Source organism: uncultured Cellulomonas sp. (assembly GCF_963527515.1).
Classification (GTDB): Bacteria; Actinomycetota; Actinomycetes; order Actinomycetales; family Cellulomonadaceae; genus Cellulomonas.
This window is the reverse complement of record NZ_CAURTV010000029.1, coordinates 1-23,407: the sequence shown is the minus strand read 5'-3', so window position 1 is coordinate 23,407 and position 23,407 is coordinate 1. Positions and strand designations below refer to the sequence as shown.

At 72.3% G+C, this 23,407-nt stretch carries 28 protein-coding genes; 14 read left to right on the top strand and 14 right to left on the bottom strand.

Annotation, left to right across the window (positions count from 1 at the left end; translation table 11 throughout):
• Positions 1-35: 35 nt before the first annotated feature.
• The 5 genes from RYN42_RS09425 to RYN42_RS09405 form a co-directional block, all read right to left on the bottom strand.
• Complete coding sequence (locus RYN42_RS09425; RefSeq protein ID WP_315095519.1) at positions 36-848, bottom strand: ABC transporter permease; 813 nt, start codon at positions 846-848, stop codon at positions 36-38.
• Positions 848-1,921: an ATP-binding cassette domain-containing protein gene (locus tag RYN42_RS09420; RefSeq protein ID WP_315095518.1), complete on the bottom strand. Its 1,074-nt coding sequence runs from the start codon at positions 1,919-1,921 to the stop codon at positions 848-850. The genes RYN42_RS09425 and RYN42_RS09420 overlap by 1 nt, the downstream gene beginning before the upstream one ends.
• Positions 1,922-1,979: 58 nt before the next feature.
• Complete coding sequence (locus tag RYN42_RS09415) at positions 1,980-2,906, bottom strand: COX15/CtaA family protein (RefSeq protein WP_315095517.1); 927 nt, start codon at positions 2,904-2,906, stop codon at positions 1,980-1,982.
• A 64-nt stretch (positions 2,907-2,970) separates the two neighbouring features.
• Positions 2,971-3,720 (bottom strand): ABC transporter permease, encoded by a 750-nt coding sequence (locus RYN42_RS09410; RefSeq protein WP_315095516.1) that lies wholly within the window; start codon positions 3,718-3,720, stop codon positions 2,971-2,973.
• Positions 3,717-4,631 carry an ABC transporter ATP-binding protein gene (locus tag RYN42_RS09405; RefSeq protein ID WP_315095515.1) on the bottom strand — a complete coding sequence of 305 codons (915 nt, stop codon included), beginning with the start codon at positions 4,629-4,631 and terminating at the stop codon, positions 3,717-3,719. The genes RYN42_RS09410 and RYN42_RS09405 overlap by 4 nt, the downstream gene beginning before the upstream one ends.
• A gap of 181 nt (positions 4,632-4,812) precedes the next feature.
• Here RYN42_RS09405 and RYN42_RS09400 point away from each other — a divergent pair, with 181 nt between their 5' ends.
• The 9 genes from RYN42_RS09400 (at position 4,813) to RYN42_RS09360 (ending at position 12,641) form a co-directional block, all read left to right on the top strand.
• Positions 4,813-5,562: a helix-turn-helix domain-containing protein gene (locus RYN42_RS09400; RefSeq protein WP_315095514.1), complete on the top strand. Its 750-nt coding sequence runs from the start codon at positions 4,813-4,815 to the stop codon at positions 5,560-5,562.
• Positions 5,559-7,016, top strand: coding sequence for a Fe-S cluster assembly protein SufB (gene sufB, locus RYN42_RS09395; protein ID WP_315095513.1), 1,458 nt, complete (start codon positions 5,559-5,561; stop codon positions 7,014-7,016). The genes RYN42_RS09400 and sufB overlap by 4 nt, the downstream gene beginning before the upstream one ends.
• Complete coding sequence (gene sufD, locus RYN42_RS09390; protein ID WP_315095512.1) at positions 7,016-8,329, top strand: Fe-S cluster assembly protein SufD; 1,314 nt, start codon at positions 7,016-7,018, stop codon at positions 8,327-8,329. The genes sufB and sufD overlap by 1 nt, the downstream gene beginning before the upstream one ends.
• Positions 8,326-8,658 carry a non-heme iron oxygenase ferredoxin subunit gene (locus RYN42_RS09385; RefSeq protein ID WP_315095511.1) on the top strand — a complete coding sequence of 111 codons (333 nt, stop codon included), beginning with the start codon at positions 8,326-8,328 and terminating at the stop codon, positions 8,656-8,658. The genes sufD and RYN42_RS09385 overlap by 4 nt, the downstream gene beginning before the upstream one ends.
• 20 nt (positions 8,659-8,678) lie before the next feature.
• Positions 8,679-9,443, top strand: coding sequence for a Fe-S cluster assembly ATPase SufC (sufC, locus tag RYN42_RS09380; protein WP_315095510.1), 765 nt, complete (start codon positions 8,679-8,681; stop codon positions 9,441-9,443).
• Positions 9,444-9,459: 16 nt separating this feature from the next.
• Positions 9,460-10,773, top strand: coding sequence for a cysteine desulfurase (locus RYN42_RS09375; RefSeq protein ID WP_315095509.1), 1,314 nt, complete (start codon positions 9,460-9,462; stop codon positions 10,771-10,773).
• Positions 10,770-11,249: a Fe-S cluster assembly sulfur transfer protein SufU gene (gene sufU / locus RYN42_RS09370; protein ID WP_315095508.1), complete on the top strand. Its 480-nt coding sequence runs from the start codon at positions 10,770-10,772 to the stop codon at positions 11,247-11,249. Before RYN42_RS09375 ends, sufU begins: the two co-directional genes overlap by 4 nt.
• Positions 11,246-11,575: a metal-sulfur cluster assembly factor gene (locus tag RYN42_RS09365; protein WP_315095507.1), complete on the top strand. Its 330-nt coding sequence runs from the start codon at positions 11,246-11,248 to the stop codon at positions 11,573-11,575. Before sufU ends, RYN42_RS09365 begins: the two co-directional genes overlap by 4 nt.
• Positions 11,576-11,747: 172 nt before the next feature.
• The gene (locus RYN42_RS09360; protein WP_315095506.1) at positions 11,748-12,641 is read left to right on the top strand and encodes a hypothetical protein; all 894 of its coding nucleotides are present in this window, start codon (positions 11,748-11,750) and stop codon (positions 12,639-12,641) included.
• 42 nt (positions 12,642-12,683) lie between these two features.
• Here RYN42_RS09360 and RYN42_RS09355 read toward each other — a convergent pair whose 3' ends face one another.
• From RYN42_RS09355 to RYN42_RS09340, 4 genes are read right to left on the bottom strand one after another with little or no spacing between them, the layout of a single operon-like run.
• A complete protein-coding gene (locus tag RYN42_RS09355; protein WP_315095505.1) occupies positions 12,684-13,550 on the bottom strand; it encodes a neutral zinc metallopeptidase in 867 nt (288 codons plus the stop codon).
• Between the two features lie 50 nt (positions 13,551-13,600).
• Positions 13,601-14,233, bottom strand: a complete 633-nt coding sequence (locus RYN42_RS09350) for an energy-coupling factor transporter transmembrane protein EcfT (RefSeq protein WP_315095504.1) — start codon at positions 14,231-14,233, stop codon at positions 13,601-13,603.
• On the bottom strand, positions 14,230-14,943 hold the full coding sequence (locus RYN42_RS09345; RefSeq protein ID WP_315095503.1) for an ABC transporter ATP-binding protein: 714 nt from the start codon (positions 14,941-14,943) through the stop codon (positions 14,230-14,232). The genes RYN42_RS09350 and RYN42_RS09345 overlap by 4 nt, the downstream gene beginning before the upstream one ends.
• Positions 14,944-14,951: 8 nt before the next feature.
• Positions 14,952-15,611, bottom strand: coding sequence for a biotin transporter BioY (locus tag RYN42_RS09340; RefSeq protein ID WP_315095502.1), 660 nt, complete (start codon positions 15,609-15,611; stop codon positions 14,952-14,954).
• A 151-nt stretch (positions 15,612-15,762) separates the two neighbouring features.
• Between RYN42_RS09340 and abc-f the strand changes: the two genes are divergently transcribed.
• Positions 15,763-17,361, top strand: coding sequence for a ribosomal protection-like ABC-F family protein (abc-f, locus tag RYN42_RS09335; protein WP_315095500.1), 1,599 nt, complete (start codon positions 15,763-15,765; stop codon positions 17,359-17,361).
• Here the strand turns inward: abc-f and RYN42_RS09330 are convergent.
• From RYN42_RS09330 to RYN42_RS09320, 3 genes are read right to left on the bottom strand one after another with little or no spacing between them, the layout of a single operon-like run.
• A complete protein-coding gene (locus RYN42_RS09330; protein WP_315095499.1) occupies positions 17,358-18,323 on the bottom strand; it encodes an SURF1 family protein in 966 nt (321 codons plus the stop codon). The genes abc-f and RYN42_RS09330 overlap by 4 nt on opposite strands.
• Entirely contained in the window at positions 18,320-18,562 is a 243-nt protein-coding gene (locus RYN42_RS09325; RefSeq protein ID WP_315095498.1) for a hypothetical protein, read from the bottom strand. Before RYN42_RS09325 ends, RYN42_RS09330 begins: the two co-directional genes overlap by 4 nt.
• The gene (locus RYN42_RS09320) at positions 18,559-18,918 is read right to left on the bottom strand and encodes a DUF3099 domain-containing protein (protein ID WP_315095497.1); all 360 of its coding nucleotides are present in this window, start codon (positions 18,916-18,918) and stop codon (positions 18,559-18,561) included. Before RYN42_RS09320 ends, RYN42_RS09325 begins: the two co-directional genes overlap by 4 nt.
• 134 nt (positions 18,919-19,052) lie before the next feature.
• Between RYN42_RS09320 and RYN42_RS09315 the strand changes: the two genes are divergently transcribed.
• From RYN42_RS09315 to RYN42_RS09300, 4 genes are all read left to right on the top strand, one after another.
• Entirely contained in the window at positions 19,053-19,793 is a 741-nt protein-coding gene (locus RYN42_RS09315) for a beta-ketoacyl-ACP reductase (RefSeq protein WP_315095496.1), read from the top strand.
• Positions 19,794-19,834: 41 nt separating this feature from the next.
• Positions 19,835-20,605 carry an enoyl-ACP reductase FabI gene (gene fabI, locus RYN42_RS09310; protein ID WP_315095495.1) on the top strand — a complete coding sequence of 257 codons (771 nt, stop codon included), beginning with the start codon at positions 19,835-19,837 and terminating at the stop codon, positions 20,603-20,605.
• Positions 20,606-20,641: 36 nt separating this feature from the next.
• Positions 20,642-21,160 carry a histidine phosphatase family protein gene (locus RYN42_RS09305; RefSeq protein ID WP_315095494.1) on the top strand — a complete coding sequence of 173 codons (519 nt, stop codon included), beginning with the start codon at positions 20,642-20,644 and terminating at the stop codon, positions 21,158-21,160.
• Between the two features lie 133 nt (positions 21,161-21,293).
• On the top strand, positions 21,294-21,674 hold the full coding sequence (locus RYN42_RS09300; RefSeq protein ID WP_315095493.1) for a hypothetical protein: 381 nt from the start codon (positions 21,294-21,296) through the stop codon (positions 21,672-21,674).
• Positions 21,675-21,767: 93 nt separating this feature from the next.
• Here RYN42_RS09300 and serB read toward each other — a convergent pair whose 3' ends face one another.
• Positions 21,768-22,412, bottom strand: a complete 645-nt coding sequence (gene serB / locus RYN42_RS09295) for a phosphoserine phosphatase SerB (RefSeq protein WP_315095492.1) — start codon at positions 22,410-22,412, stop codon at positions 21,768-21,770.
• A 43-nt stretch (positions 22,413-22,455) separates the two neighbouring features.
• On the bottom strand, positions 22,456-23,407 hold a 952-nt coding region (locus tag RYN42_RS09290), incomplete at its 5' end, for a sugar phosphate nucleotidyltransferase (RefSeq protein WP_315095491.1).

The following is a 23,407-nucleotide window of genomic DNA, read 5'->3' as shown; positions in this document are numbered from 1 at the left end:
TTCTCGCGGAGGGGGCGGCCTCGTCGTCCGTGGGCTCAGCGGCTGGTCGAACGCTGGTACTGCAGGTTGGCCAGCGGGACGAACACGATGATGAAGATGGCCGACCAGATCAGCGTGTAGAGCACCGAGTTCTGCAGCGGCCACGAGTCCGGGGTCGGCACCCCCTCGGGGATGTTGCCGAACAGCTCCCGCGACGCCTGGGTCACCGCCGACACCGGGTTCCACTCCGCGAACGTCTGCAGCGGTCCCGGCAGGGTCTCCAGCGGGACGAAGGTGTTGGCCACGAACGTCAGCGGGAAGATGACGATGAACGTGGCGTTGTTGAACACCTCGACGCTGGGCACGAGCATGCCGAGCCACGCCATGATCCAGGAGATCGAGTAGGAGAAGATCAGCAGGAGCACGAAGCCGAGCGCGGCCTCGCCCACGGAGCTGTGGATGCCCCAGCCGACGAGCAACCCGGTCAGCGACATGACGATGAGCACCAGGATGTTGTTGGCGACGTCGGAGATGGTGCGGCCGGTGAGCACCGCCGACGGGGCCATGGGCAACGACCGGAACCGGTCGATGATCCCCTTCTTGATGTCCTCGGCGAGACCGGCCCCGGTGATGGTGGCGCCGAAGATGACGGTCTGCGCGAAGATCCCGGCCATGAGGAACTCGCGGTACGAGTCGGCACTGGCGCCGCCGGGCACGTCGATCGCGCCGCCGAAGACGTAGGCGAACAGCAGCACGAACATGATCGGCGACAGCGTGGTGAAGACCAGCAGGTCCGGGACGCGCTTGATCTTGATGATGTTGCGCTTGGCGACGACGTAGGCGTCGGACAGGACGGTGGGCGCGGCCATCAGGCACCTCCGGTGGGGGAGTCGTCGGTCGTGACGGCCGCGTGCCGCCCCGGACCGGTGGGCGTCGCCGCCGGGGTGTCGGGCGGCGCCTCGGAGGACCTGGTCCGGCCGTTCTGCTGCCCCGCCTCGAGCTCCTCGGCGGGCCGTCCGGTCAGGGACAGGAAGACGTCGTCCAGCGTCGGCCGCCGCAGCCCGACGTCGTCGATGCCGATCCCGGCGTCGTCGAGGACGCGTAGCGCCTCGGTGAGCACCTGGGCGCCCCCGCTGATCGGCATGAGGAGCGTGCGCCGGCCTCCGTCCAGGGCGGCCGTCCCGACGCCGAGCGGCTCGAGCAGGTCCCGGGCGGTCGTCAGCGTGGCGGGGTCGCGCACCGTGAGCTCCAGCCGCTCGCCGCCGACCTGCAGCTTGAGCTGGTCCGCCGTGCCCTGCGCGATGATCCGGCCGTGGTCGATGACGACGATGTCGTCCGCGAGCAGGTCGGCCTCCTCCAGGTACTGGGTGGTGAGCAGCAGGGTGGTGCCGCCCGCGACGAGATTCTGGATCACCTCCCACATCTCCGTGCGGCCGCGCGGGTCCAGCCCGGTGGTCGGCTCGTCGAGAAAGATGATCGGCGGGTCCGCCACGAGGGCGCCGGCGAGGTCGAGCCGCCGCCGCATGCCGCCGGAGTAGGTCTTGGACGGGCGGTCCGCCGCGTCCTCGAGCCGGAAGGACGCCAGCAGCTCGCGCGCCCGCTCCCGGGAGCGCTTGGCCCCGAGGTGGTAGAGCCGCCCGATCATGTCGAGGTTCTCGAAGCCGGTCAGGTACTCGTCGACCGCGGCGTACTGGCCGGACAGCCCGATCCGTCGCCGGACCTCGCGCGGGTGGGCCAGCACGTCGACGCCGGCCACGGTGGCCGACCCGGCGTCCGGCCGCAGCAGGGTGGCCAGGATGCGGACGATGGTGGTCTTGCCCGCGCCGTTGGGCCCGAGCAGGCCGAGCACGGAGCCCGTGGGCACCGCGAGATCGACCCCGTCGAGGGCCGTGACGGTCTTGTAGCGCTTGACGAGCCCGTGAGCCGTGATCGCGTCTGCCATGGGTCGAGGCTAGGAGAGACCACCGACACCCGAACAGCAGATACCGGGACGAACCCGGTCAGTCGACGCGGGTGCGCAGGCTCCCGACGAAGAACGTCACCGCGGCCGCGAGCAGCGCCGCGCCGAGCATGTGCAGGTTGACCAGCGCGATCGGCAGGCCGGTGAGCACCTGGGCGTAGCCGACGGCGCCCTGGCCGAGCGTCACGCCGAGCAGCACCAGGCCGGTGGTCCAGGGACGTCCGGCGACCCCGTGGCGGCGCAGCAGCACCAGGACGACGACGAGCACCGCCACGAACGCCCAGACGGAGGCGGCGTGGACCTTGGACATCACGTACGGGTCGACGTCGAACCGGTAGCCCACCTCGTCGTCGCCCGAGTGCGGTCCCGCGCCCGTGACCACGACCCCCAGCACGAGCACCACGGCGGTGACCGCCGTGAGCACCCGGACCAGCGTGGTCGTCGGGCCGTCGACGAGACGCACCGCGGGTCCGCCGCCCTCGCGCGTGCGCACCACCAACCAGGCGGAGAACGCCACGAGGGCCATCGAGATGAGCAGGTGGCTGCCCACGATCGCGGGGTGCAGGTCGATCAGCACGGTGATCCCGCCGATCACCGCCTGGAGGAGCACGCCTACCACGGGAACGAGGCCGAGCCGCCGGTAGGACCAGGGCCGACGCCGGTCGAGGACCACCAGCAGCGCGACCACTGCGGCGACGGCCACGAGCAGCACGCTGACGGTCCGGTTCCCGAACTCCACGAACGGGTGGAACGACGTCGCGTCGTGCAGCTGCGGGGTGAACCGGCCGGGCTCGCACTGGGGCCACGTCGAGCACCCGAGTCCGGATGCCGTGAGCCGCACGGCGCCGCCCGTGACGATGATGACGACCTGCCCCACCAGGTTGGCGACCACCGCGGTCCAGGTCCACCGGTCGCGGAACGGGTCCAGGGACGACGCGCGGGTGTCGAGGGCAGGGGACGAGCTCACGACGACCAGCCTACGGTCCGGTCCGTCGGGCACGGACCGGACGGACCGCGAGGCGCGTCACAGGTCAGTGCCAGCGGAACAGACGGCTCGCGCCCCAGCCCAGCGCGGCGGTCCAGCCGACCAGGACGACGACCGACCACGCCGGCAGGACGCCGTGCAGGAGCGACTCGCGCATCGCCTCACCGAGGGCACCCGAGGGCAGCAGCAGCGCCACGTCGGCCACCGGGCCGGGCAGCCGGCTGGCCGGGATGACCACGCCCCCGGCGACCGCCAGCACGAGCAGGAGCAGGTTGGCGACGGCGAGCACCGCCTCGGCGCGCAGGGTCCCCGCGACGAGCAGCGCGAGCGACGTGAACGCGGCGGTGCCGAGCACGACGGCGACGAGCGCGAGCGCGACTCCCGCGGGGTCGGGCCGCCAGCCGAGCACCAGGGCGGTCGCGCCGATGACGACGACCTGCACCAGCTCCACCACCAGGACGCCCAGAACCTTGCCTGCGAGCAGCCCGCCGCGTCCGAGCGGGGTGGTGGACAGCAGCCGCAGGACGCCGTTGCGGCGGTCGAACGCCGAGGCGATGGCCTGCGACGTGAACGACGACGTCATGACCGCCAGGGCCAGGATCCCCGGCGTGAGGAAGTCGATCCGGCTGGCGCCGCCGGTGTCCAGCTCGATCGACGTGACCTGCGTGAGCCCCACGAGGACCAGCACCGGCACGACGATCGTCACGAGGAGCTGCTCGCCGTTGCGCAGGATGGCGCGCGCCTCGAACGCGGTCTGCGCCAGGACGCGCTGCAGCGGGGGTGCGGCGGTGCTCATCGCAGGTTCCGTCCGGTCAGGTCGAGGAAGACGTCCTCCAGGGTGCGCCGGCCGACGGTCAGCCGGGTGGCCAGCGCGCCCTGGCCGGCGAGCCACGCGGTGACGGACGCGACGGCGTCCGGGTCGACGGCGCCGGTCACCGTGTAGGAGCCGCCGCGCGGCTCGGCGACGACGAACGCACCGCCGAGGGCGGCACCGAGGTCGAGTCCCGGGGTCGTCTCGAGGCGCAGCGTCCGGTCGTCGGCCGACGAGACCAGCGACCGCACCGAGCCCTGCGCGATCACGCGTCCGTGGTCGACCACCACGACGTGGTCGGCCAGGTCCTCGGCCTCGTCCATCAGGTGCGTGGTCAGCAGCACGGCGACCCCTTCGTCGCGCAGCTCCCGCACCAGGTCCCAGACGGCCAGCCGGGTCTGCGGGTCCAGGCCGGCACTGGGCTCGTCGAGGAAGACGACCTCCGGTCGGCCGACGACCGCGGCGGCGAGCGCGAGGCGCTGACGCTGCCCGCCCGACAGCCGCCGGACCGTGGTGCGCGCGAACGAGCCGAGCCCGAGCCGCTCGGTGAGCTCGCCGAGGTCGCGCGGGTCGGCGTACATCCTGGCGACGTGCGCGAGCATCTCGTGCGCACGGACCCCGGTCGGCAGGCCGCCGTCCTGGAGCATGACGCCCACCCGGGGGCGCAGGTCCCGAGCCTGCGTGAGCGGGTCCTGGCCGAGCACGCGGACCGTGCCGCCGTCCGGCTCCCGCAGTCCCTCGCAGCACTCGACGGTGGTGGTCTTCCCGGCGCCGTTCGGGCCGAGGACCGCGGTCACCTGTCCGCGGTGGGCGACGAGGTCGAGCCCGTCGACGACGGCGCGGCCGCCGTAGCGCTTGACGAGCCCGGAGATCTCGAGCGCGGGGGAGTCGGGCACGAGAGGGAAGTCTAGGGCGCACGGCGGGAACGTCCTGGTGTGAGCGACGCGACCGTGAGTGAAGGCTCACCTTGCTTGCGGGGATGGATATTGGCAACAAGGATGTTGCCAATATCGAAGCCACTGCTCTCGCACGGCGGTGCGCGGCTGCCCTGACCGACCCGACCCGACGGAGGTGTGCATGAACGCGACGCTGCCTGCGGTCGACCACACGTCCGCGGACACCAGCTCCGCGCCCGACCCGGACGCCGGGACGCGCCAGCGGGTGCTGCAGATCATCGCCGCCGCGGGGCCCGTCTCAGCCGCGCAGCTCGCCGCGCAGCTGGACCTCGCCCCGGCCGGCATCCGCCGCCACCTGGGCGTGCTCGAGGCGACCGACCAGATCGCGGTGCACGACGCCGCCAACGGCCCCAAGGGTCGCGGCCGCCCGGCGCGGCGGTACGTGGTGACCAGCCGCGGACAGTCCGCGCTGTCGCACAGGTACTCCGAGCTGGCCACGCAGGCGCTCCGCTTCCTCGCCGAGACCGCCGGCGCCCAGGCCGTCGAGGACTTCGCCGAGCGGCGGGTCCGCGAGCTCGAGGAGCGGCACTCCGGGGCCGTCGCCGCCGTCGGAGGGGACGTCGCGGCACGCGTGCGCGTGCTCGCCGACGGTCTGGCCGCCGACGGCTATGCCGCCTCCGCGCGGCCGGCCCCGGGTGGCACCGCCATGCAGCTGTGCCAGGGCCACTGCCCTGTGCAGGACGTCGCCCACGAGTTCCCGCAGCTCTGCGAGGCCGAGGCGCGGGCGTTCTCCCGCCTGCTCGGCGTGCACGTGCAACGCCTCTCGACGCTGGCCGGCGGCGGCCACGTCTGCACCACGAACATCCCGATCTCGAAAGCCCCCCACGCCCCTGCCCACCCCGTGCTCTCCGTGGAAGGACACCAAGCATGAGTGCACAGACCGACAGCACCGCGGCGGCTGCGCCACAGCCGACCCCGCTGACCCAGGACGAGGCCATCGCCTCCATCGGGAACTACAACTACGGCTGGCACGACGCCGACGCCGCCGGTGCGGTGGCCACTCGTGGCTTGTCCGAGGCCAAGGTCCGGGAGATCTCCGCGCTCAAGAACGAGCCCGAGTGGATGCTCAAGACGCGCCTGAAGTCGCTGCGCCTGTTCGACAAGAAGCCGATGCCCTGGTGGGGCTCGGACCTGTCGGGCATCGACTTCGACAACATCAAGTACTTCGTGCGGTCGACGGAGAAGCAGGCCACCAGCTGGGAGGACCTGCCCGACGACATCAAGAACACCTACGACCGCCTGGGCATCCCGGAGGCCGAGAAGCAGCGCCTCGTCGCCGGCGTCGCCGCGCAGTACGAGTCCGAGGTGGTGTACCACCAGATCCAGGAGTCGCTCGAGGAGCAGGGCGTCATCTTCCTCGACACGGACACGGCTCTGAAGGAGCACCCGGAGATCTTCGAGCAGTACTTCGGCTCGGTCATCCCGCCCGGGGACAACAAGTTCGCGTCGCTCAACACCGCCGTCTGGTCGGGTGGCTCGTTCGTCTACGTCCCGCCGGGCGTGCACGTCGACATCCCGCTGCAGGCCTACTTCCGGATCAACACCGAGAACATGGGCCAGTTCGAGCGGACGCTGATCATCGCCGACGAAGGCTCCTACGTGCACTACGTCGAGGGCTGCACCGCGCCGGTCTACTCCAGCGACTCGCTGCACTCGGCCGTCGTCGAGATCATCGTCAAGAAGAACGCCCGCGTGCGGTACACGACCATCCAGAACTGGTCGAACAACGTCTACAACCTCGTGACCAAGCGGGCCACCGCGGCCGAGGGCGCCACCATGGAGTGGGTCGACGGCAACATCGGCTCCAAGGTGACCATGAAGTACCCGGCCATCTACCTCATGGGCGAGCACGCGCGCGGCGAGACGCTGTCGATCGCGTTCGCCGGGGCCGGCCAGCACCAGGACGCCGGGGCCAAGATGGTGCACGCGGCCCCGCACACCTCCAGCTCGATCGTCTCCAAGTCGGTCGCGCGCGGCGGTGGCCGCACGTCCTACCGCGGCCTGGTCCAGGTGCTCGAGGGCGCCCACCACTCCGCGTCGAACGTGCTGTGCGACGCCCTGCTGGTCGACCAGATCTCCCGCTCGGACACGTACCCGTACGTGGACGTCCGCGAGGACGACGTGTCGATGGGCCACGAGGCGACCGTGTCGCGCGTGAGCGAGGACCAGCTGTTCTACCTCATGTCCCGAGGCATGGCCGAGACCGAGGCCATGGCCATGATCGTGCGCGGGTTCGTCGAGCCCATCGCCCGCGAGCTGCCCATGGAGTACGCCCTCGAGCTGAACCGCCTCATCGAGCTGCAGATGGAAGGGGCCGTCGGCTGATGACGACCACCACAGAGCCCACCAACCCCGTCTCCCTGGCCACAGATCATTCCCAGGCGACCGCCGACGGGAGCCACTCGCACGGGGTCGGGCCGTTGCCCGAGGCCTCCCGTGCGTCGCGCCCCACGTCGTTCGACGTCGCCGACTTCCCCGTGCCGAACGGCCGCGAGGAGGAGTGGCGCTTCGCCCCCGTCGACCGGCTGGCTCCGCTGTTCGCGGCGGCGACGGACGGTGTGCTCAGCGGGCACGGCGTGCTCACGACCGTGGTCGAGGCCCCGGAGGTCCAGGTCGAGATCGTCGACCGTGGCGACGAGCGGCTCGGCCGCGCCGGCAGGCCGGGCGACCGGGCGGCCGCCGTGGCCTGGGCGTCGTTCCCGCGCGCGACCATCGTCACGATCCCGAAGGAGGCCGTCGCCTCCGAGGTGACGTCCATCCGCATCGAGGGCGTCGAGGGCGCCGGCACGCACGAGGCGCCGCTGGATCCCTCCGCGACCCACGTGCTGGTGCACGCCGAGCCGCTGTCGCAGGCGGTCGTCGTCATCGACCACGTCGGGCACGCCTCGCTCACCGAGACCGTGGAGATCATCGCCGACGAGGGGGCGCACCTCACGGTCGTCACCGTGCACGACTGGGCCGAGGGCTCCGTGCACGCCTCCTCGCACCGCGTGCGGATCGGCCGTGACGCCACCGTCAAGCACATCGCGGTGACGCTCGGCGGTGACGTCGTCCGGATCACGCCCGACGCCGAGTTCGTCGGCGAGGGCGCGAGCGTCAAGATGCTCGGCCTGTACTTCGCCGACGCCGGCCAGCACCAGGAGCAGCGCCTCTTCGTCGACCACGCGGTGCCCAACTGCATCTCGCGCGTCACCTACAAGGGCGCCCTGCAGGGCGAGGGTGCGCACACGGTGTGGGTCGGGGACGTGCTCATCCGCGCGGCCGCCGAGGGCACCGACACGTACGAGCTCAACCGCAACCTGGTCCTGTCCGACGGCGCGCGCGCCGACTCGGTGCCCAACCTCGAGATCGAGACGGGTCTCATCGAGGGTGCCGGCCACGCCAGCGCGACCGGCCGGTTCGACGACGAGCAGCTCTTCTACCTGCGCGCCCGCGGCATCCCCGAGACCGACGCGCGTCGCCTCGTCGTGCGCGGCTTCTTCGCGGAGCTCATCCACGAGATCGGCGTCCCGGCGATCGAGGAGCGCCTCCTCGGCGCCATCGAGCGCGAGCTCGAGAAGTCGATGAGCGTGCTCGATGCGCTGTCGGACGGCCACGTCGAGGGTTCCGAGGTGTCCCTCACGACGGAGCGTGCATGAGCGCGCAGCTTGCCTGCTTCGACGAGGACGTGCCCGTGGAGGGCACGCTCCGCGTCGAGCTCGAGGCCGAGCACGGCACGGTCGAGGTCGCGCTGGTGCGCGACTCCGCCGGTGAGCTGCACGCCATCAGCGACATCTGCTCGCACGGCGCCGTCTCGCTGTCCGACGGCGAGGTCGAGGACTGCACGATCGAGTGCTGGCTCCACGGCTCCCGCTTCGACCTGCGCACCGGCAAGCCCACCGGCCCGCCCGCCGTCCGGCCCGTCCCTGTCTACCCCGTGACCGTCGACGGCCAGCGTGTGCTGGTCGACGTCGACGCCCCGCTCTGAGAAGTCTGGAAGGAACACGCATGTCCACCCTGGAGATCCGCGACCTGCACGTCAGCGTCGAGACGAAGGAGGGCCCCAAGCCCATCCTGCGTGGCGTCGACCTCACGGTCCGCAGCGGCGAGACGCACGCCATCATGGGCCCCAACGGCTCGGGCAAGTCGACGCTGGCGTACTCGCTGGCCGGCCACCCGAAGTACCAGATCACCGCGGGCACCGTGACGCTCGACGGCGCCGACGTCCTGGCGATGTCGGTCGACGAGCGCGCCCGCGCCGGCATGTTCCTCGCCATGCAGTACCCGGTCGAGGTCCCCGGCGTCAGCGTGTCGAACTTCCTGCGCACCGCGAAGACCGCCATCGACGGTACGGCGCCGCCGCTGCGCACGTGGGTCAAGGACGTCCGCACCGCCATGGACAACCTGCGCATGGACCCGACGTTCGCCGAGCGGTCCGTGAACGAGGGCTTCTCCGGTGGCGAGAAGAAGCGCCACGAGATCCTCCAGATGGAGCTGCTCAAGCCGGCGTTCGCGATCCTCGACGAGACCGACTCGGGCCTGGACGTCGACGCCCTGCGGGTCGTGTCCGAGGGCGTCAACCGCGTCCGCTCGACCGGCGAGGTCGGCGTCCTGCTCATCACGCACTACACGCGGATCCTGCGGTACATCACGCCGGACTTCGTGCACGTCTTCGTCGACGGCAAGATCGCCGAGGAGGGTGGCGCCGAGCTCGCTGAGCGCCTCGAGAACGAGGGCTACGACCGCTTCCTGACGAGCGCTCCGGCTCTCTGAGGACTCGGAGGCTCAGGTGACCAGCACCCTCGACGGGGCACCAGCCCGGACGCTCGACGCGTCCGAGCTCGCCGCCGTGCGCGCGGACTTCCCGCTGCTGTCGCGGACCCTGCGCGGCGGGCGGCCCCTGGTGTACCTCGACTCCGGCGCGACCTCGCAGAAGCCCGAGGTCGTGCTGGACGCCGAGCAGGACTTCTACGGGCAGCGCAACGCCGCTGTGCACCGCGGCGCGCACCAGCTCGCCGAGGAGGCCACGGAGGCGTTCGAGGACGCGCGCGACCGGGTCGCGTCGTTCGTGGGGGTGTCCCCGGGCTCGCTGGTCTGGACGTCGAACGCGACCGCGGGGATCAACCTGGTCGCCTACGCGATGTCCAACGCCTCGCTCGGTCGCGGGGGAGCGGCCGCGCAGCGGTTCGCCCTGCGTCCCGGCGACGAGATCGTGGTCACCGAGGCGGAGCACCACGCGAACCTCGTCCCGTGGCAGGAGCTCGCGCTGCGGACCGGCGCGACCCTGCGCTGGATCGGGGTCGACGACGACGGGCGTCTGCGCGTCGACGAGCTCGACACGGTCGTCACCGAGCGCACCAAGGTGCTGGCGTTCACGCACGCGTCGAACGTCACCGGGGCCATCACGCCGGTCGCCCCGTTCGTCGAGCGGGCCCGCGCAGTGGGCGCCCTGACGGTGCTGGACGCCTGCCAGTCGGTCCCGCACCTGCCGGTGGACCTGACTGCCCTGGGCGTGGACTTCGCGGCGTTCTCGGGGCACAAGATGCTCGGTCCCACGGGTGTCGGCGCCCTCTACGGCCGCCGGGAGCTGCTCGAGGCCATGCCGCCGGTGACCACCGGCGGGTCGATGGTCGAGGTCGTCACCATGGAGGTCACGACGTACGCGCCGCCGCCGCAGCGGTTCGAGGCCGGCACGCAGATGGTGGCGCAGACCATCGGGATGGGTGCCGCCGCCTCCTACCTGGCCGAGCTGGGCATGGATGCCGTCGCCGCGCACGAGGCGCACCTGGCCGGGCTCCTGCTCGACGCCGTCGCGTCGGTGCCGGGGGTGCGGGTCATCGGTCCGACCGACACGCGCGACCGACTGGCGACCGTCTCGTTCGTCGTCGCCGGTGTGCACGCGCACGACGTCGGTCAGGTCCTGGACGACGCCGGGGTCGCCGTGCGGGTGGGTCACCACTGCGCGCAGCCCCTGCACCGGCGGTTCGGCGTCGCGTCGACCACGCGCGCGAGCGCCGCGGTCTACACGACCGACGAGGAGATCGAGGTCTTCCGGGAAGCACTGACGGGGGTCCGCGCGTTCTTCGGTCAGGAGGTGTCATGAGCTCGGGATCGATGGAGCAGCTGTACCAGCAGGTCATCCTCGACCACGCGAAGTTCCCGCACGGCAAGGGACTGGGTGCGGCGGGAGACCTGCACCTGCACACGGGCGAGTCGCACCAGGTGAACCCCACGTGTGGCGACGAGGTCACGCTGCAGGTGGACCTCGACGAGTCAGGGGTCGTGCGCGACGTGCGCTGGGACGGGCAGGGCTGCAGCATCTCGCAGGCCTCGGTCTCGGTGCTGCACGACCTCGTGGTCGGCAACGACCTCGCCACGGTGGACCAGATCGGTGGCACGTTCCGCGCGCTCATGCAGACGCGCGGCGCGGGCCTGGACGACGACGCCGAGGACACCCTCGGCGACGCGACGGCCTTCACGGGCGTCGCCAAGTACCCCGCGCGGATCAAGTGCGCCCTGCTCGGCTGGGCGGCCCTGACCGACGCACTCATCAAGACCGGCGCACGGGAGAGCTCATGAGCACGGACACCCCCTCACCCACCACGGTCGCCGACGTCGAGGAAGCCCTCCGCGACGTCATCGACCCCGAGCTCGGCATCAACGTGGTCGACCTCGGCCTCATCTACGGCGTCGTCATCGACCAGACGAACACCGCGATCATCGACATGACGCTCACGTCCGCGGCCTGCCCGCTGACCGACGTCATCGAGGACCAGTCGGCGTCGGCCCTGGACGGCATCGTCGACGGCTTCCGCATCAACTGGGTCTGGATGCCGCCGTGGGGTCCGGAGAAGATCACGCCCGACGGCCGCGAGCAGATGCGGGCGCTCGGCTTCAACATCTGAGTCTGCCCCGTCCGAAGGCCCTGGTCACGATCTGACCGGGGCCTTCTGGGCGTCCCACGTGCGTCGGTGGAGGTTGCCAGTGATGCGGTGCTCGCTCTGGGCCATGCGCCGGCACCGGCCGTTGTAGCGTTCGCACGCGCCCTGGACACCGCGACTCACGATGGGAATCACCGTGCACCTCACGACCCGCTCCGTCTCGGCTGCTGCGCTCCTGGCGTCGTTGATCGCCCTGTCAGGTGCGTCCGCCACGCAGGCCGCTGACGTGCTTCCTATCTTCACCCTCTCGACCTCGACGGTCGAGGCCGGCAAGACGGTCGTTCTCTCCGGCGATGGGTGGAGCGACCTGACGGGTGAGGAGAGCCAGCCGACGCACATCTGGCTCATCTCCGCCGCCGAGGGCACGATCGCGGCGGCGACCACCTCCACCGGCGCAGGTCCGTGGTCGTTCACGCTGACGGTCCCGGGGGAGAGGCGGGACTTCGAGTACGACGCGTGGCCGCAGGAGTGGGAGGTCTGTGTGAACCGCAGCGCAGCGGGCTCCACCGTGGACGGCGGGTGCCGCGTGCTCACGGTCACGGCCCCACCCATCTCGCTCGTCGACGTGTACCGGTTCTGGAGCCCCGTCCTCGGCAACGCCCACCTCTACACGACGAACAGCGACGAGGTGGCGCACATCCGTGCGACCGATCCCAGCTGGGTCTACGAGGGCCAGGCGTTCGCCACGGTGCCGGTGTCCGCCGACGGTTGGTGCACTGTCGGCCCACCCGTCTACCGGTTCTACTCCCCGGTGGTCCAGTCGCACTTCTACACGCAGAGCTTCGACGAGAAGCAGCATCTCGTCACGTCGGACCCCAACTGGACCTACGAGGGCATCGCCTACTGTGCCCCCGACTCGCCGAAGCAGGGGGCGGTCCCGCTCTACCGCTTCTGGTCGTCGGCGTTCGGCAAGCACTTCTACACGGCGAACCAGGCCGAGGCCGACCACCTCAAGGCCGTCGACCGGAACTGGTCGTACGAGGGCATCGCGTACTACGTGTGGCCGCTCGGGACCGGTGGCCGCGTCTAGCAGCACGTCGCGATACCCCGGCGCCAGGCCCGACGCGGATGCTCAGAGCTGGTCGGTGGCGAACGTGTCGCAGGCCTGCAGGGAGCCCTGCTCGTAGCCCGTGGTGAACCAGCGCTCGCGCTGCTCGCTCGACCCGTGGGTCCAGGAGTCCGGGTTCACCCCGCCGCCGGACTGCTCCTGGATGTTGTCGTCCCCGACGGCCTCCGCGGCGCCGAGGGCGTTCTGCAGCTGCGCCTGCGTGATCGGCTCGAGGTAGGTGACACCGGTGTCCGGGTCCACGGTGCTCGCCGCGTTGCCCGCCCACATGCCGGCGTAGCAGTCGGCCTGCAGCTCGACGCGGACGGAGTCGGACTCGGCACCGGCGCCCTGGCGGTCGGCCTGGTCCATCACCCCGGTGATCTGCTGGATGTGGTGGCCGTACTCGTGGGCGATCACGTACTGCTCGGCCAGGGGGCCGTCCTCGGCGCCGAGCTGGGCGAGCTGATCGAAGAAGGAGACGTCGACGTAGATCGTCGTGTCCGGCGGGCAGTAGAACGGCCCGGTGGCGCTGGTGGCGTTGCCGCACGCGGTGGAGACGCCGCTGGTGAACGAGTACGCACCTGGCTTGCTGAACTGGCCGCCGGCGGCGGGGATGGTCGCGCCCCAGAACGTGTCGAGCGAGTCGAGGGTGGCGCTGAACAGGCACTCGCGGTCGGTGTTGGCCTGCTCGGCCGTGCACACCCCGACGGTCTCGCCGGTCTGCGCGGCGGGGTCCTGTGCGGCACCGGTGACCCCGGACAGGTCGAACCCCGTGAACAGGTAGACGACGAGCGCGAGGAGCCCGACGGCACCACCGCCCGCCGCGACCCTGCCGCCGCCGCCCTTGCGGACGCGGCCTCCGCCGAAGCTGCCACCCTCCTGGAACGTCACCGAGGCACCGTAGCGGGACGCGCGGGCGCGCGCCCGTCGAGAGCGGGTGATCAGTCCTCGCCGAGCCCCCGGGCGGCCAGGGCGTCCCCGGTCGCACGGGCGTGCGCGACCATCCGCACCCCCGCGGGGACGAGCAGCGCGCGCGGCTCGCGGTCGAGTCCGCGGGCGCGTGCGGCGTCCCGTGTCTCCATCGACATCCGGGCGAGCACGGGGATGGTGCGCAGGAACACCCCGACGGCGAGCGCCACCGTCTCGGGGGGCACGCCGACGTGCCTGAGCGGTCGAGCCAGCCGCGCGAGGACGTCGAGGAGGGCGTCCGCGCGCGTGGTCGCGGTGACCACCGCGCCGAGGAGGACGAGCGCCACCAGGTCCACCGCGACCTCGAGGGCGGTGACCCAGCCGCGCGCCCACCACTGGTAGGCCCCGATGAGGGCGGCGGTGACCAGCGCGGGGACCAGACCCCGCGTGGTGCGGTGCCACGGCACCCGTGCCACCAGCTGGGCGAGCAGCGCCACGGCGAGGAAGAGCAGCGCTGAGACCGGGCCGCGCACGGCGACCACCGCGACCGCGGACGCGGCGAGAGACGCGAGCTTGAGCCCGGCCGGCGCACGGTGCAGGAGGCTGGTGCCGGGGTGGTAGAGACCGAGCGGCCCGGCCCAGGGCGGCCGGAGGGGACCGCTCACGACGTCACCTGCATGAGGGCCCGGTAGGACGCGACCGCGGCGTCGGGCTCGCCGTCGAAGACCACCACCCCGTCGTCGACCACGAGCACGCGCTCGGCCCGCAGGGCGGCGTCGAGGTCGTGGGTGACCGTGATCACCTGCTGGTCGAGCTCGTCCAGCAGGCGGTCGACGACACCGCGCCAGCGCAGGTCCAGCAGGGTCGTCGGCTCGTCGCACACGAGGACGGCGGGCTCGGTGGCCAGCACGGACGCGAGGGCGAGCAGCTGGCGCTGGCCCCCGGACAGGGCGTGCACGGGGACCTCGGCCCGGTCGGCCAGACCGAAGCGAGCGAGCGCGGCGCGCGCGGCGACCTCCCGCTCGGACCCGGACATGGGCAGCCGTCGCAACGACAGGGCGACGTCCTCCACCGGCGTCGGCATCACCAGCTGCGCGTCGGGGTCGGTGAACATGAACCCGACCCGCCGACGCACCGCGGCCCCGTCCCGGGCGGTGTCGAGCCCGTCGACGCGGACGGTCCCCGAGGACGGCAGGACGAGGCCGTTGAGCAGGCGGGCCAGCGTCGACTTGCCCGAGCCGTTGGCGCCGACGATCGCGACCCGGTGCTCGGCGAGCGTGAGGGTCACCGGGCCGAGCAGCCGGACGACGCGGTCGGGTCCGCCCGCCGGGTCGGGGCTGTAGGCGGTGACGAGGACGTCGTCGAGCGCGATCACGGGCGAGGTCAGCGGCGGGAGCGCAGCATGTCGGGGAACGCCTTGACGATCGCGACGGCCACGGCAGCTGCGGCGAGGTTCTTCACCACGTCGCCGGGCCAGTACACGACGTCGATCGCGAGGGCCTCACGCAGCGAGGTCCCGAGCCGGGCCATCAGGCCGACGATGCCCGCAGGGTGGATGACGGTGAAGCTGGTGGCCAGCCCCGCCACGACCAGCAGCGGGTACCGCCAGGCCGAGGCCGCCTGACGGGCGCCGTCGCCGGAGCGGCGGGCCAGCCGGTCCGCCAGCCGCAGGGCGACTCCGCCGAGGACGCCGGCCACCGCGGCGGCCAGCGGGAAGGACACGAGGTAGCCCACCGACGGCTTGCTCAGCACGGCGAGCCCGCCGGTGCCCTCCGCGAAGATCGGCAGCCCGGCCAACCCGAGCGCGAGGTACAACAGGGCCGCCAGGCCACCGCGGCGCCAGCCGAGCACGAGGCCGGCGAGGATCACGCCGAACGTCTGCAGCGTGATGGGGACCCCGGACGGCGTCGGGATGCCGGGCAGGATCGCGCACACGGCGATGAACGCGGCGAACGTGGCCACGAGCGAGACATCGGTGCTCACCGAGGTGCGGGTGACGGGCACGGGTAGAGCGGCGGTCTCGTTCTCCGGTGCGCTGGTCATGGCAATCCCTTGATCGTCGTGGCGAGTGCGTGCGATCCCGGGGTGCGTCCTCGGACCCGTGCGACCGGACGCCACGCTAGCCGGAAGTAGACTTGCTGGCGTTTGTGCCCGCGGCCAACGCCAGCGCGGCGAACTCGGAGGAAACCATCAAGTGATCACCGCCCAGGCTGTCGAGCTGCGCATCGGCGCACGCGTGCTGCTCGAGGAGTCGTCGTTCCGCATCGCGGCCGGCGACCGGATCGGTCTGGTCGGACGCAACGGCGCCGGCAAGACCACGCTCACCAAGACGCTGGCGGGGGAGACCCAGCCCACCGGCGGCCAGATCATCCGGTCCGGCGAGGTCGGCTACCTGCCCCAGGACCCCCGCACGGGGGACCTCGACGCGCTCGCCATGGACCGGGTGCTCTCGGCGCGCGGTCTCGACGAGATCGTCCGGGCGATCCGCGTGACGGAGACCGCGATGGCCAGCTCCGACGACGACGTGCGGGACAAGGCGATGGAGCGCTACACGCGCCTCGACGCCCGCTTCAACGCCGCCGGCGGGTACGCAGCCGAGAGCGAGGCGCACCGCATCGCGTCGAACCTCGGGCTCGACGAGCGCGTGCTCGGCCAGACCATCGGCACCCTCTCGGGCGGCCAGCGCCGCCGCGTCGAGCTGGCCCGGATCCTGTTCTCCGGCGTCGACACCCTGCTCCTCGACGAGCCCACCAACCACCTCGACGCCGACTCGATCATGTGGCTGCGCGACTACCTGCGCTCCTACTCGGGCGGCTTCGTCGTCATCTCCCACGACGCCGACCTGCTGCGCGCCACGGTCAACAAGGTCTTCCACCTGGACGCCAACCGGTCCCAGCTCGACCAGTACGCGCTCGGCTGGGACGCGTACCTGCAGCAGCGCGAGACGGACGAGAAGCGCCGCCGCCGCGAGCGCGCGAACGCCGAGAAGAAGGCGTCGGCGCTCATGGCGCAGGCGGACAAGATGCGCGCCAAGGCCACCAAGACCGTCGCCGCGCAGAACATGGCCCGCCGCGCCGAGCGGCTGCTGTCCGGCCTGGAGGACGTGCGCGCGTCGGACAAGGTGGCGCGACTGCGGTTCCCGGATCCCGCGCCCTGCGGCAAGACGCCGCTCACCGCGGCCGGGCTCTCCAAGACCTACGGGTCGCAGGAGGTCTTCACGGACGTCGACCTGGCCATCGACCGGGGGAGCAAGGTCGTCGTCCTCGGCCTCAACGGCGCGGGCAAGACGACGCTGCTGCGCATCCTGTCCGGCATCGAGAAGTCCGACACCGGCGAGGTCCGCCCCGGGCACGGGCTCAAGCTCGGGTACTACGCGCAGGAGCACGAGCTCCTCGACCTCGAGCGCACGGTGGTCGAGAACCTCAAGTCGGCCGCGCCCGACCTCAGCGAGACGCAGGTGCGGTCCGTGCTCGGGTCGTTCCTGTTCTCGGGCGACGACGCCGACAAGCCCGCCCGCGTCCTGTCCGGCGGCGAGAAGACCCGGCTGGCGCTCGCGTCGCTCGTCGTGTCCAGCGCCAACGTGCTGCTCCTGGACGAGCCCACCAACAACCTCGACCCGGCGTCGCGCGAGGAGATCCTGGCCGCGCTGCGGGGCTACTCCGGCGCGGTCGTCCTCGTCTCGCACGACGAGGGCGCCGTGGCGGCGCTCGACCCGGAGCGGGTGCTCCTGCTGCCGGACGGCGACGAGGACCTGTGGAACCCGGACTACCTGGACCTGATCGCGCTGGCCTAACGCTCGTCGCGGCCGGCCGGCTCGGCCAGCTGGGCGTCGATCAGCGCGTCCTCGGCGTCCTCGTCGCGACCGCCGCGGCGACGAGGGACGTCCGGCGCGGAGGGGGCGCGGCGCGGGCGCGGCGTGTCGCGCGTGGGCCAGAGCTCGACGCCGTCCGCTGTCACCGGCGGGGGCGTCGGACCGGGCTCCGCGCCCTCGTCGGCGGCCCGCTCGTCCTGCAGCTCGCGGCGGGCCCCGAGGCAGAACGCGACCAGCCCGCCGAGCGCGAACGTCCACCACTGGAACGCGTACGACAGGTGCGAGCCGGGATCGGTGCTCGGCGCAGGCAGCGGCCCGGGGATGACCGAGGCGGGCGGGTCCTCGGCCGTCATGGCGACGTAGGCGTCGTAGGTCGGTGCGCCGCCCCGTCCACCGGCGGCGAGGACCTGGTCGGCAGAGATCGCGTGCACCTGGCCCGGGGGAGCGGTGCGGTCCGACGCCTGCTCGTCGTGCCGCAGCCGAGCCGTGAGGGTGACCGTGCCCGCGGGTGGGGCGGGCGGTGTCACGTCGACGCTCCCGTCCGCGCCGAGCTCCACCCAGCCGCGGTCGACCACCAGGACGGACCCCTGCTGGGTCGGGCCGGAGCCGGCGGAGGCGTCCTCGACCACGAAGGGGACCAGCACGTGGTACGCGGGGGTGCCGTCGACGGGCCGGTTCCGGAGCAGGACCGTGCCGTCCGGCTCGTAGTGCCCGACCACGGTGACGCGTCGCCAGACGTCGGCGTCGGTCAGGGGCGTGCCGGGCGCGTCGAGCACCGTGCCCAGCGCCACGGGGTCCGCCGTCCAGTTGGCCTGCACCACCTCGATCGCACCGCTGCGCCACACGTGCCGGTTCCACTGCCACCGGCCGAGGAGCGTGCAGGTCACCGCCAGGACGAGGCCGACCAGCACGAGTCCCGTGGCGCGGCGAGCGCCCGGGCTCATGACCCCGTGGCGGGCTCGAGCTCCGCCGCGGGCACGACGTCCTGCAGGAACCCCCGCGTGCCCAGGTACTGGCTCAGGTGCTCGCGGTGGTCGTCGCACGCGAGCCAGACCTTGCGCCGCTCGGGGGTGTGCAGCTTCGGGTTGTTCCAGAGCAGACCCCACGTCGCATCGCTGCGGCAGCCGCGACTGCTGCAGATCAGCTCGTCGACGGCGTCGGGGACGGGGCCGAACAGGCTCACGGGCGACCGTCCGGGTGCTCGGAGGGGCCGAGGCCACGCGGAGCACCCGTGCCGGGGCCGATCTCGCGGGCGCTCATGAACGTCCCGTCCGTGTCGCGGCGCTCGCGGCCCGCGTTGGCCAACAGCACGGCGGAGTACGGCAGCACGACGGCCGCGATGATCAGGAGCAGGGACGCCACCATCGGGATCCGGCCCCACGTGAGCACCGCACCGGCGAAGCACACGACGCGGATGCCCATCTGCACCAGGTAGCGCTTCTGCCGGCGGGCGAGGTCGTCGGCGAGCGGCTCGGGCGCGGTGGTGATCGAGTAGACCTCCTCCGCGGGAGGGTCCGGTCGCCGACGGCTGCTGCTCACCACCTGATTCTAGTCCGCGGCGCCTGTGGCGGCGCTGAGGGACGCCCGTTGTGCGGGTCCCACAACGCGGCGCGACGAACCTGGGCGCGGACCGTGCCGCGACGCGCGGGAAGCGTCGGCTAGCGTCGTGTCCCGTGCCTGAGACTTCCGACACCACAGCCAGCCAGCCGACGGCCCGCAGCGTCCTCGTGACCGGGGCGAACCGCGGCATCGGCCGCGCGATCGCCGAGCGCTTCGTGGCGAACGGCGACAAGGTCGCCACCATCTACCGGTCCGGCGACCTGCCGGCGGGCGTCCTCGGCGTCGTCGGCGACGTGCGGGACACCGCGAGCGTCGACGCCGCGTTCGCGCAGATCGAGGCGGCGCACGGCCCGGTCGAGGTGCTCGTCGCCAACGCGGGCGTGACCCGCGACCAGCTGCTCATGCGGATGACCGACGAGGAGTTCGACGACGTCATCGACGTCAACCTCACCGGCGCCTTCCGCTGCGCCCGCCGCGCGAGCAAGGGCATGATCCGGCTCCGCCGCGGGCGCATCGTCTTCATCTCCTCGGTGGTCGGCCTGTACGGGTCGGCCGGCCAGGTGAACTACGCGGCGTCCAAGTCGGCCCTCGTCGGCATGGCCCGGTCGATCACGCGCGAGCTCGGCGGACGCGCGATCACCGCCAACGTGGTCGCCCCCGGGTTCATCGACACCGACATGACGCGCGCACTGCCCGAGGACCGGCAGAAGGCGTACCGCGAGTCCATCCCGCTGGGCCGGTTCGCCACGCCCGACGAGGTGGCCGGCGTCGTCGAGTTCGTCGCCTCCGAAGCGGCGGGCTACATCTCCGGGGCGGTCATCCCCGTCGACGGCGGCCTCGGCATGGGCCACTGACCTCGCACCTGGTGCACGGCGACACACAGAACGGAACTCACATGGGTCTGCTCGACGGCAAGAAGCTCCTGGTCACCGGGGTGCTCACGGACGGTTCGATCGCCTTCCACGTGGCGCGCCTGGCGCAGCAGGAGGGCGCCGAGGTGCTGCTCACCTCGTTCGGCCGCCAGTTCCGCCTCACGCAGGCGATCGCGCGACGGCTCCCGAAGGAGGCGCAGGTCCTCCAGCTGGACGTCACGGACGACGACGACCTGGCCGCCCTCGCCGACCGCGTGCGCGAGGCGGGCTTCGACTCCCTCGACGGCGTGGTGCACTCGATCGGCTTCGCACCGCAGTCGGTCATGGGCGGCAACTTCCTGGCCGGCGAGTGGGCCGACGTGGCGACCGCCCTGCAGGTGAGCGCCTACTCCCTGAAGTCCCTCGCGGTGGCCGCGCAGCCCCTGCTGAGCTCCGGCGGCGCCATCGTCGGCCTCACGTTCGACGCCCGCTACGCCTGGCCGGTCTACGACTGGATGGGCGTCGCCAAGGCGGCCTTCGAGTCGACCTCCCGCTACCTGGCCCGCGACCTGGGACCGCACGGGATCCGGGTGAACCTGGTCTCCGCCGGTCCGATCCGCACGACCGCCGCCAAGTCGATCCCGGGCTTCGAGGCGATGGAGGGCGGCTGGCCGGAGCGCGCACCGCTCGGCTGGGACGCGTTCGACCCGGAGCCGACGGCCCGCGCGGTGGCTGCGTTGCTCTCCGACTGGTTCCCGGCCACGACCGGCGAGATCGTGCACGTCGACGGCGGCTACCACGCGATGGGTCTGTGACGCGCTGGCGTGGGAACGGCGTGGGACGCTGGGCACGTGACGCCTGAGACCGGCACCCGGCGACTGCTGCTGCTGCGGCACGCCAAGGCCGAGCACCCGGACAACATCCCGGACATCCAGCGGCCCCTGTCGCTCGTCGGCCGGCGCCAGTCCGCGCGCGTCGGTGCGCGACTGGCGGAGGAACAGCTGGTTCCGGACCTCGTGCTCTGCTCGGCCAGCGTGCGGACGCGCCAGACGTGGGAGCTCGCTCGCGCGTCGCTCGGCGCGGACCCCGCCGTCCAGTACCTCGACGACCTGTACTACGCGGGCTCGCGCGCGCTGATCGACCTGGTCCGTGCGGTGCAGGCAGACGTCCGGACGCTGCTCGTCGTCGGTCACGAGCCCACCATGTCGCAGTCCGCGGTCGCGCTCGCCGGTTCGGGGTCGGATCCGGCGACGCTCGCACGCGTGCGCCTGGGGGTACCCACCGCGAGCTGGTCGCTGCTGGAGGCCCCCGACTGGGACGGCCTCGGCCGCGAGGCGGCGACGCTGCGCACGCTGGTGCTGCCGGGCTGAGGCCCGTCGTCGGCGGGATCCGCGGCAGCTCGGGCACGGTCGTCGGACGGGCAACCCGGTCGTCGTCGCGCGGGGCCGATCCCTCAAGGCGGGCGTGCCGTCTGCCGTAGGTCTGGGCAAGGAGGCGAGCCCCATGACCACCACGCAGCACGCCAGCCCGACCACCGAGCGGCTCCGCGCGCGCCGGCACGAGCACGTGGCCCGAGCCCGGGCCGCCCATCTCATGCTGGCGGCACGCCGGGCGCGCCACAGTGCCGACGCGGCAGCCGCCGCGGCAGCCGCCGCCCCCGACGACGAGCGGCTGATGCGGCAGGCGCAGGCACTCGAGGTGACCGCCGACCACGTCGAGACGGCCGCGACGGCAGCCCGCCGCGAGTGGGCGCTGGCGTCGTTGGCGGCCGACGACAGGCTGCGACTCTTCGCCGAGGTCGCCATCGCGTGCGATGTCCCGACGCAGCGGACCGAAGCCACCGGTGCCTTCCCGGGCGCCAGACAGCGCGCTCGCCAGGCCTGACCACGAGCCGGCCTGGCCCCCTAGTCCGTGCGGGCCTCATCGTCGGGCGTCCGGTCACGTACGCAGCGGCCCGGGTGGACCCCGTCGGCACGGTCAGCGTGCGAAGACCGGCAGGTCGAGGACGACGTCGAGGCGGTCCCGCACCACGGCGTCGGCGGCGTCGCACAGCAGGGGCTTGGCGTTGTAGGCGATGCCGAACCCCGCGGCCACCACCATGTCGATGTCGTTGGCGCCGTCGCCGATGGCGATCGTGCGCTCCATCGGGATGCCCACCGACGCGGCGTACTCGCGCAGCGTGCGAGCCTTGGCGGCCCGGTCGACCACGTCGCCGCGCACCCTGCCGGTGAGCCGGCCGTCGACCACCTCGAGCGCGTTGGCCCGCGTCAGGGTGATGCCGAAGGACGCCGCCAGCGGCCGGACGATCTCGATGAACCCGCCGGACACCAGACCGACCGGCCACCCACGCGCAGCCAGCTCCGCCACCAGCTCCGCGGCGCCCGGGGACGGCTCCACCTCGGCCAGCACGTCGGCAAGCACGGAGTCCGGGAGGCCGGCGAGCGTCGCCACCCGCTCGTGCAGCGACTCGGCGAAGTCGATCTCACCGCGCATCGCGCGCTCGGTGATCTCGGTGACGAGCTCCTCCGAGCCCGCGCGCGCCGCGAGCATCTCCACGACCTCGCCGGTGATGAACGTCGAGTCCACGTCCATGACGACGAGGCGGGGCAGCGGAAGGCTCACGGACCGCAGGGTAGTGGCGTGCGCGCGGGGCGTCGTCGGGTGCTCAGTCCTTGATGATCGAGCCCTTCGGCACGACCGTGATGCCTGACTCGGTGACGGTGAAGCCGCGGGCCCGGTCGTGGTCGTGGTCCAGTCCGATGCGGACCCGCTCCGGGACGACCACGTTCTTGTCGATGATGGCCCGGTGCACCTGCGCGTACCGGTTCACGTGCACGTCGTCCATGAGCACCGAGTCCGTGACCTGCGCCCACGAGTGGAGCCGGACGCCCGGGGAGAGCACCGACCCGGACACCGTCGCCCCGGAGACCAGCACGCCCGGCGAGACGACCGAGTCGACGGCGTGGCCGAGCCTGCCCGCGCCGGCGTGCACGAACTTGGCGGGCGCCATGCTCATGTAGCCGCTGTACAGGGGCCACTCGTCGTTGTAGAGGTTGAACACGGGCTCGATGGAGATGAGGTCGATGTTGGCCTCGTAGAACGCGTCGATCGTCCCGACGTCACGCCAGTAGTCCCGGTCGCGCGGGGTGGAGCCCGGGACGTCGTTGCGCAGGAAGTCGTACACGCCGGCGGTGCCGCGCTCGACGAAGTACGGGGCGATGTCCCCGCCCATGTCGTGCTGCGAGTTCACGTTCTCGGCGTCGGCCGTCACGGCCGCGACCAGAGCGTCCGCGTTGGCGACGTAGTTGCCCATCGAGGCGAGGATCTCGCCGGGGGAGTCGGCCAGGCCCGGGGGGTCGGTCGGCTTCTCGAGGAACGCCTTGATGCGTGTGGGGTCGGTCGGGTCCACCTCGATGACGCCGAACTGGTCCGACTCCTCGATCGGCTGGCGGATCGCGGCGACCGTGAACTCCGCGCCCGACTCGATGTGGGCGTCGACCATCTGGGAGAAGTCCATGCGGTAGACGTGGTCGGCGCCGACCCCCACGACGATGTCCGGCCGCACGTCCTCGATGATTTTGTGGGACGGGGAGATGGCGTCGGCGCTGCCCACGTAC

Coding starts and splice junctions, on each gene's coding strand:
- RYN42_RS09425 (WP_315095519.1), bottom strand. CDS start 848: ATGGCCGCGCCCACCGTCCTGTCCGACGCCTACGTCGTCGCCAAGCGC.
- RYN42_RS09420 (WP_315095518.1), bottom strand. CDS start 1,921: ATGGCAGACGCGATCACGGCTCACGGGCTCGTCAAGCGCTACAAGACC.
- RYN42_RS09410 (WP_315095516.1), bottom strand. CDS start 3,720: ATGAGCACCGCCGCACCCCCGCTGCAGCGCGTCCTGGCGCAGACCGCG.
- RYN42_RS09400 (WP_315095514.1), top strand. CDS start 4,813: ATGAACGCGACGCTGCCTGCGGTCGACCACACGTCCGCGGACACCAGC.
- sufB (WP_315095513.1), top strand. CDS start 5,559: ATGAGTGCACAGACCGACAGCACCGCGGCGGCTGCGCCACAGCCGACC.
- sufD (WP_315095512.1), top strand. CDS start 7,016: ATGACGACCACCACAGAGCCCACCAACCCCGTCTCCCTGGCCACAGAT.
- RYN42_RS09385 (WP_315095511.1), top strand. CDS start 8,326: ATGAGCGCGCAGCTTGCCTGCTTCGACGAGGACGTGCCCGTGGAGGGC.
- sufC (WP_315095510.1), top strand. CDS start 8,679: ATGTCCACCCTGGAGATCCGCGACCTGCACGTCAGCGTCGAGACGAAG.
- sufU (WP_315095508.1), top strand. CDS start 10,770: ATGAGCTCGGGATCGATGGAGCAGCTGTACCAGCAGGTCATCCTCGAC.
- RYN42_RS09365 (WP_315095507.1), top strand. CDS start 11,246: ATGAGCACGGACACCCCCTCACCCACCACGGTCGCCGACGTCGAGGAA.
- RYN42_RS09340 (WP_315095502.1), bottom strand. CDS start 15,611: ATGACCAGCGCACCGGAGAACGAGACCGCCGCTCTACCCGTGCCCGTC.
- RYN42_RS09330 (WP_315095499.1), bottom strand. CDS start 18,323: ATGAGCCCGGGCGCTCGCCGCGCCACGGGACTCGTGCTGGTCGGCCTC.
- fabI (WP_315095495.1), top strand. CDS start 19,835: ATGGGTCTGCTCGACGGCAAGAAGCTCCTGGTCACCGGGGTGCTCACG.
- RYN42_RS09300 (WP_315095493.1), top strand. CDS start 21,294: ATGACCACCACGCAGCACGCCAGCCCGACCACCGAGCGGCTCCGCGCG.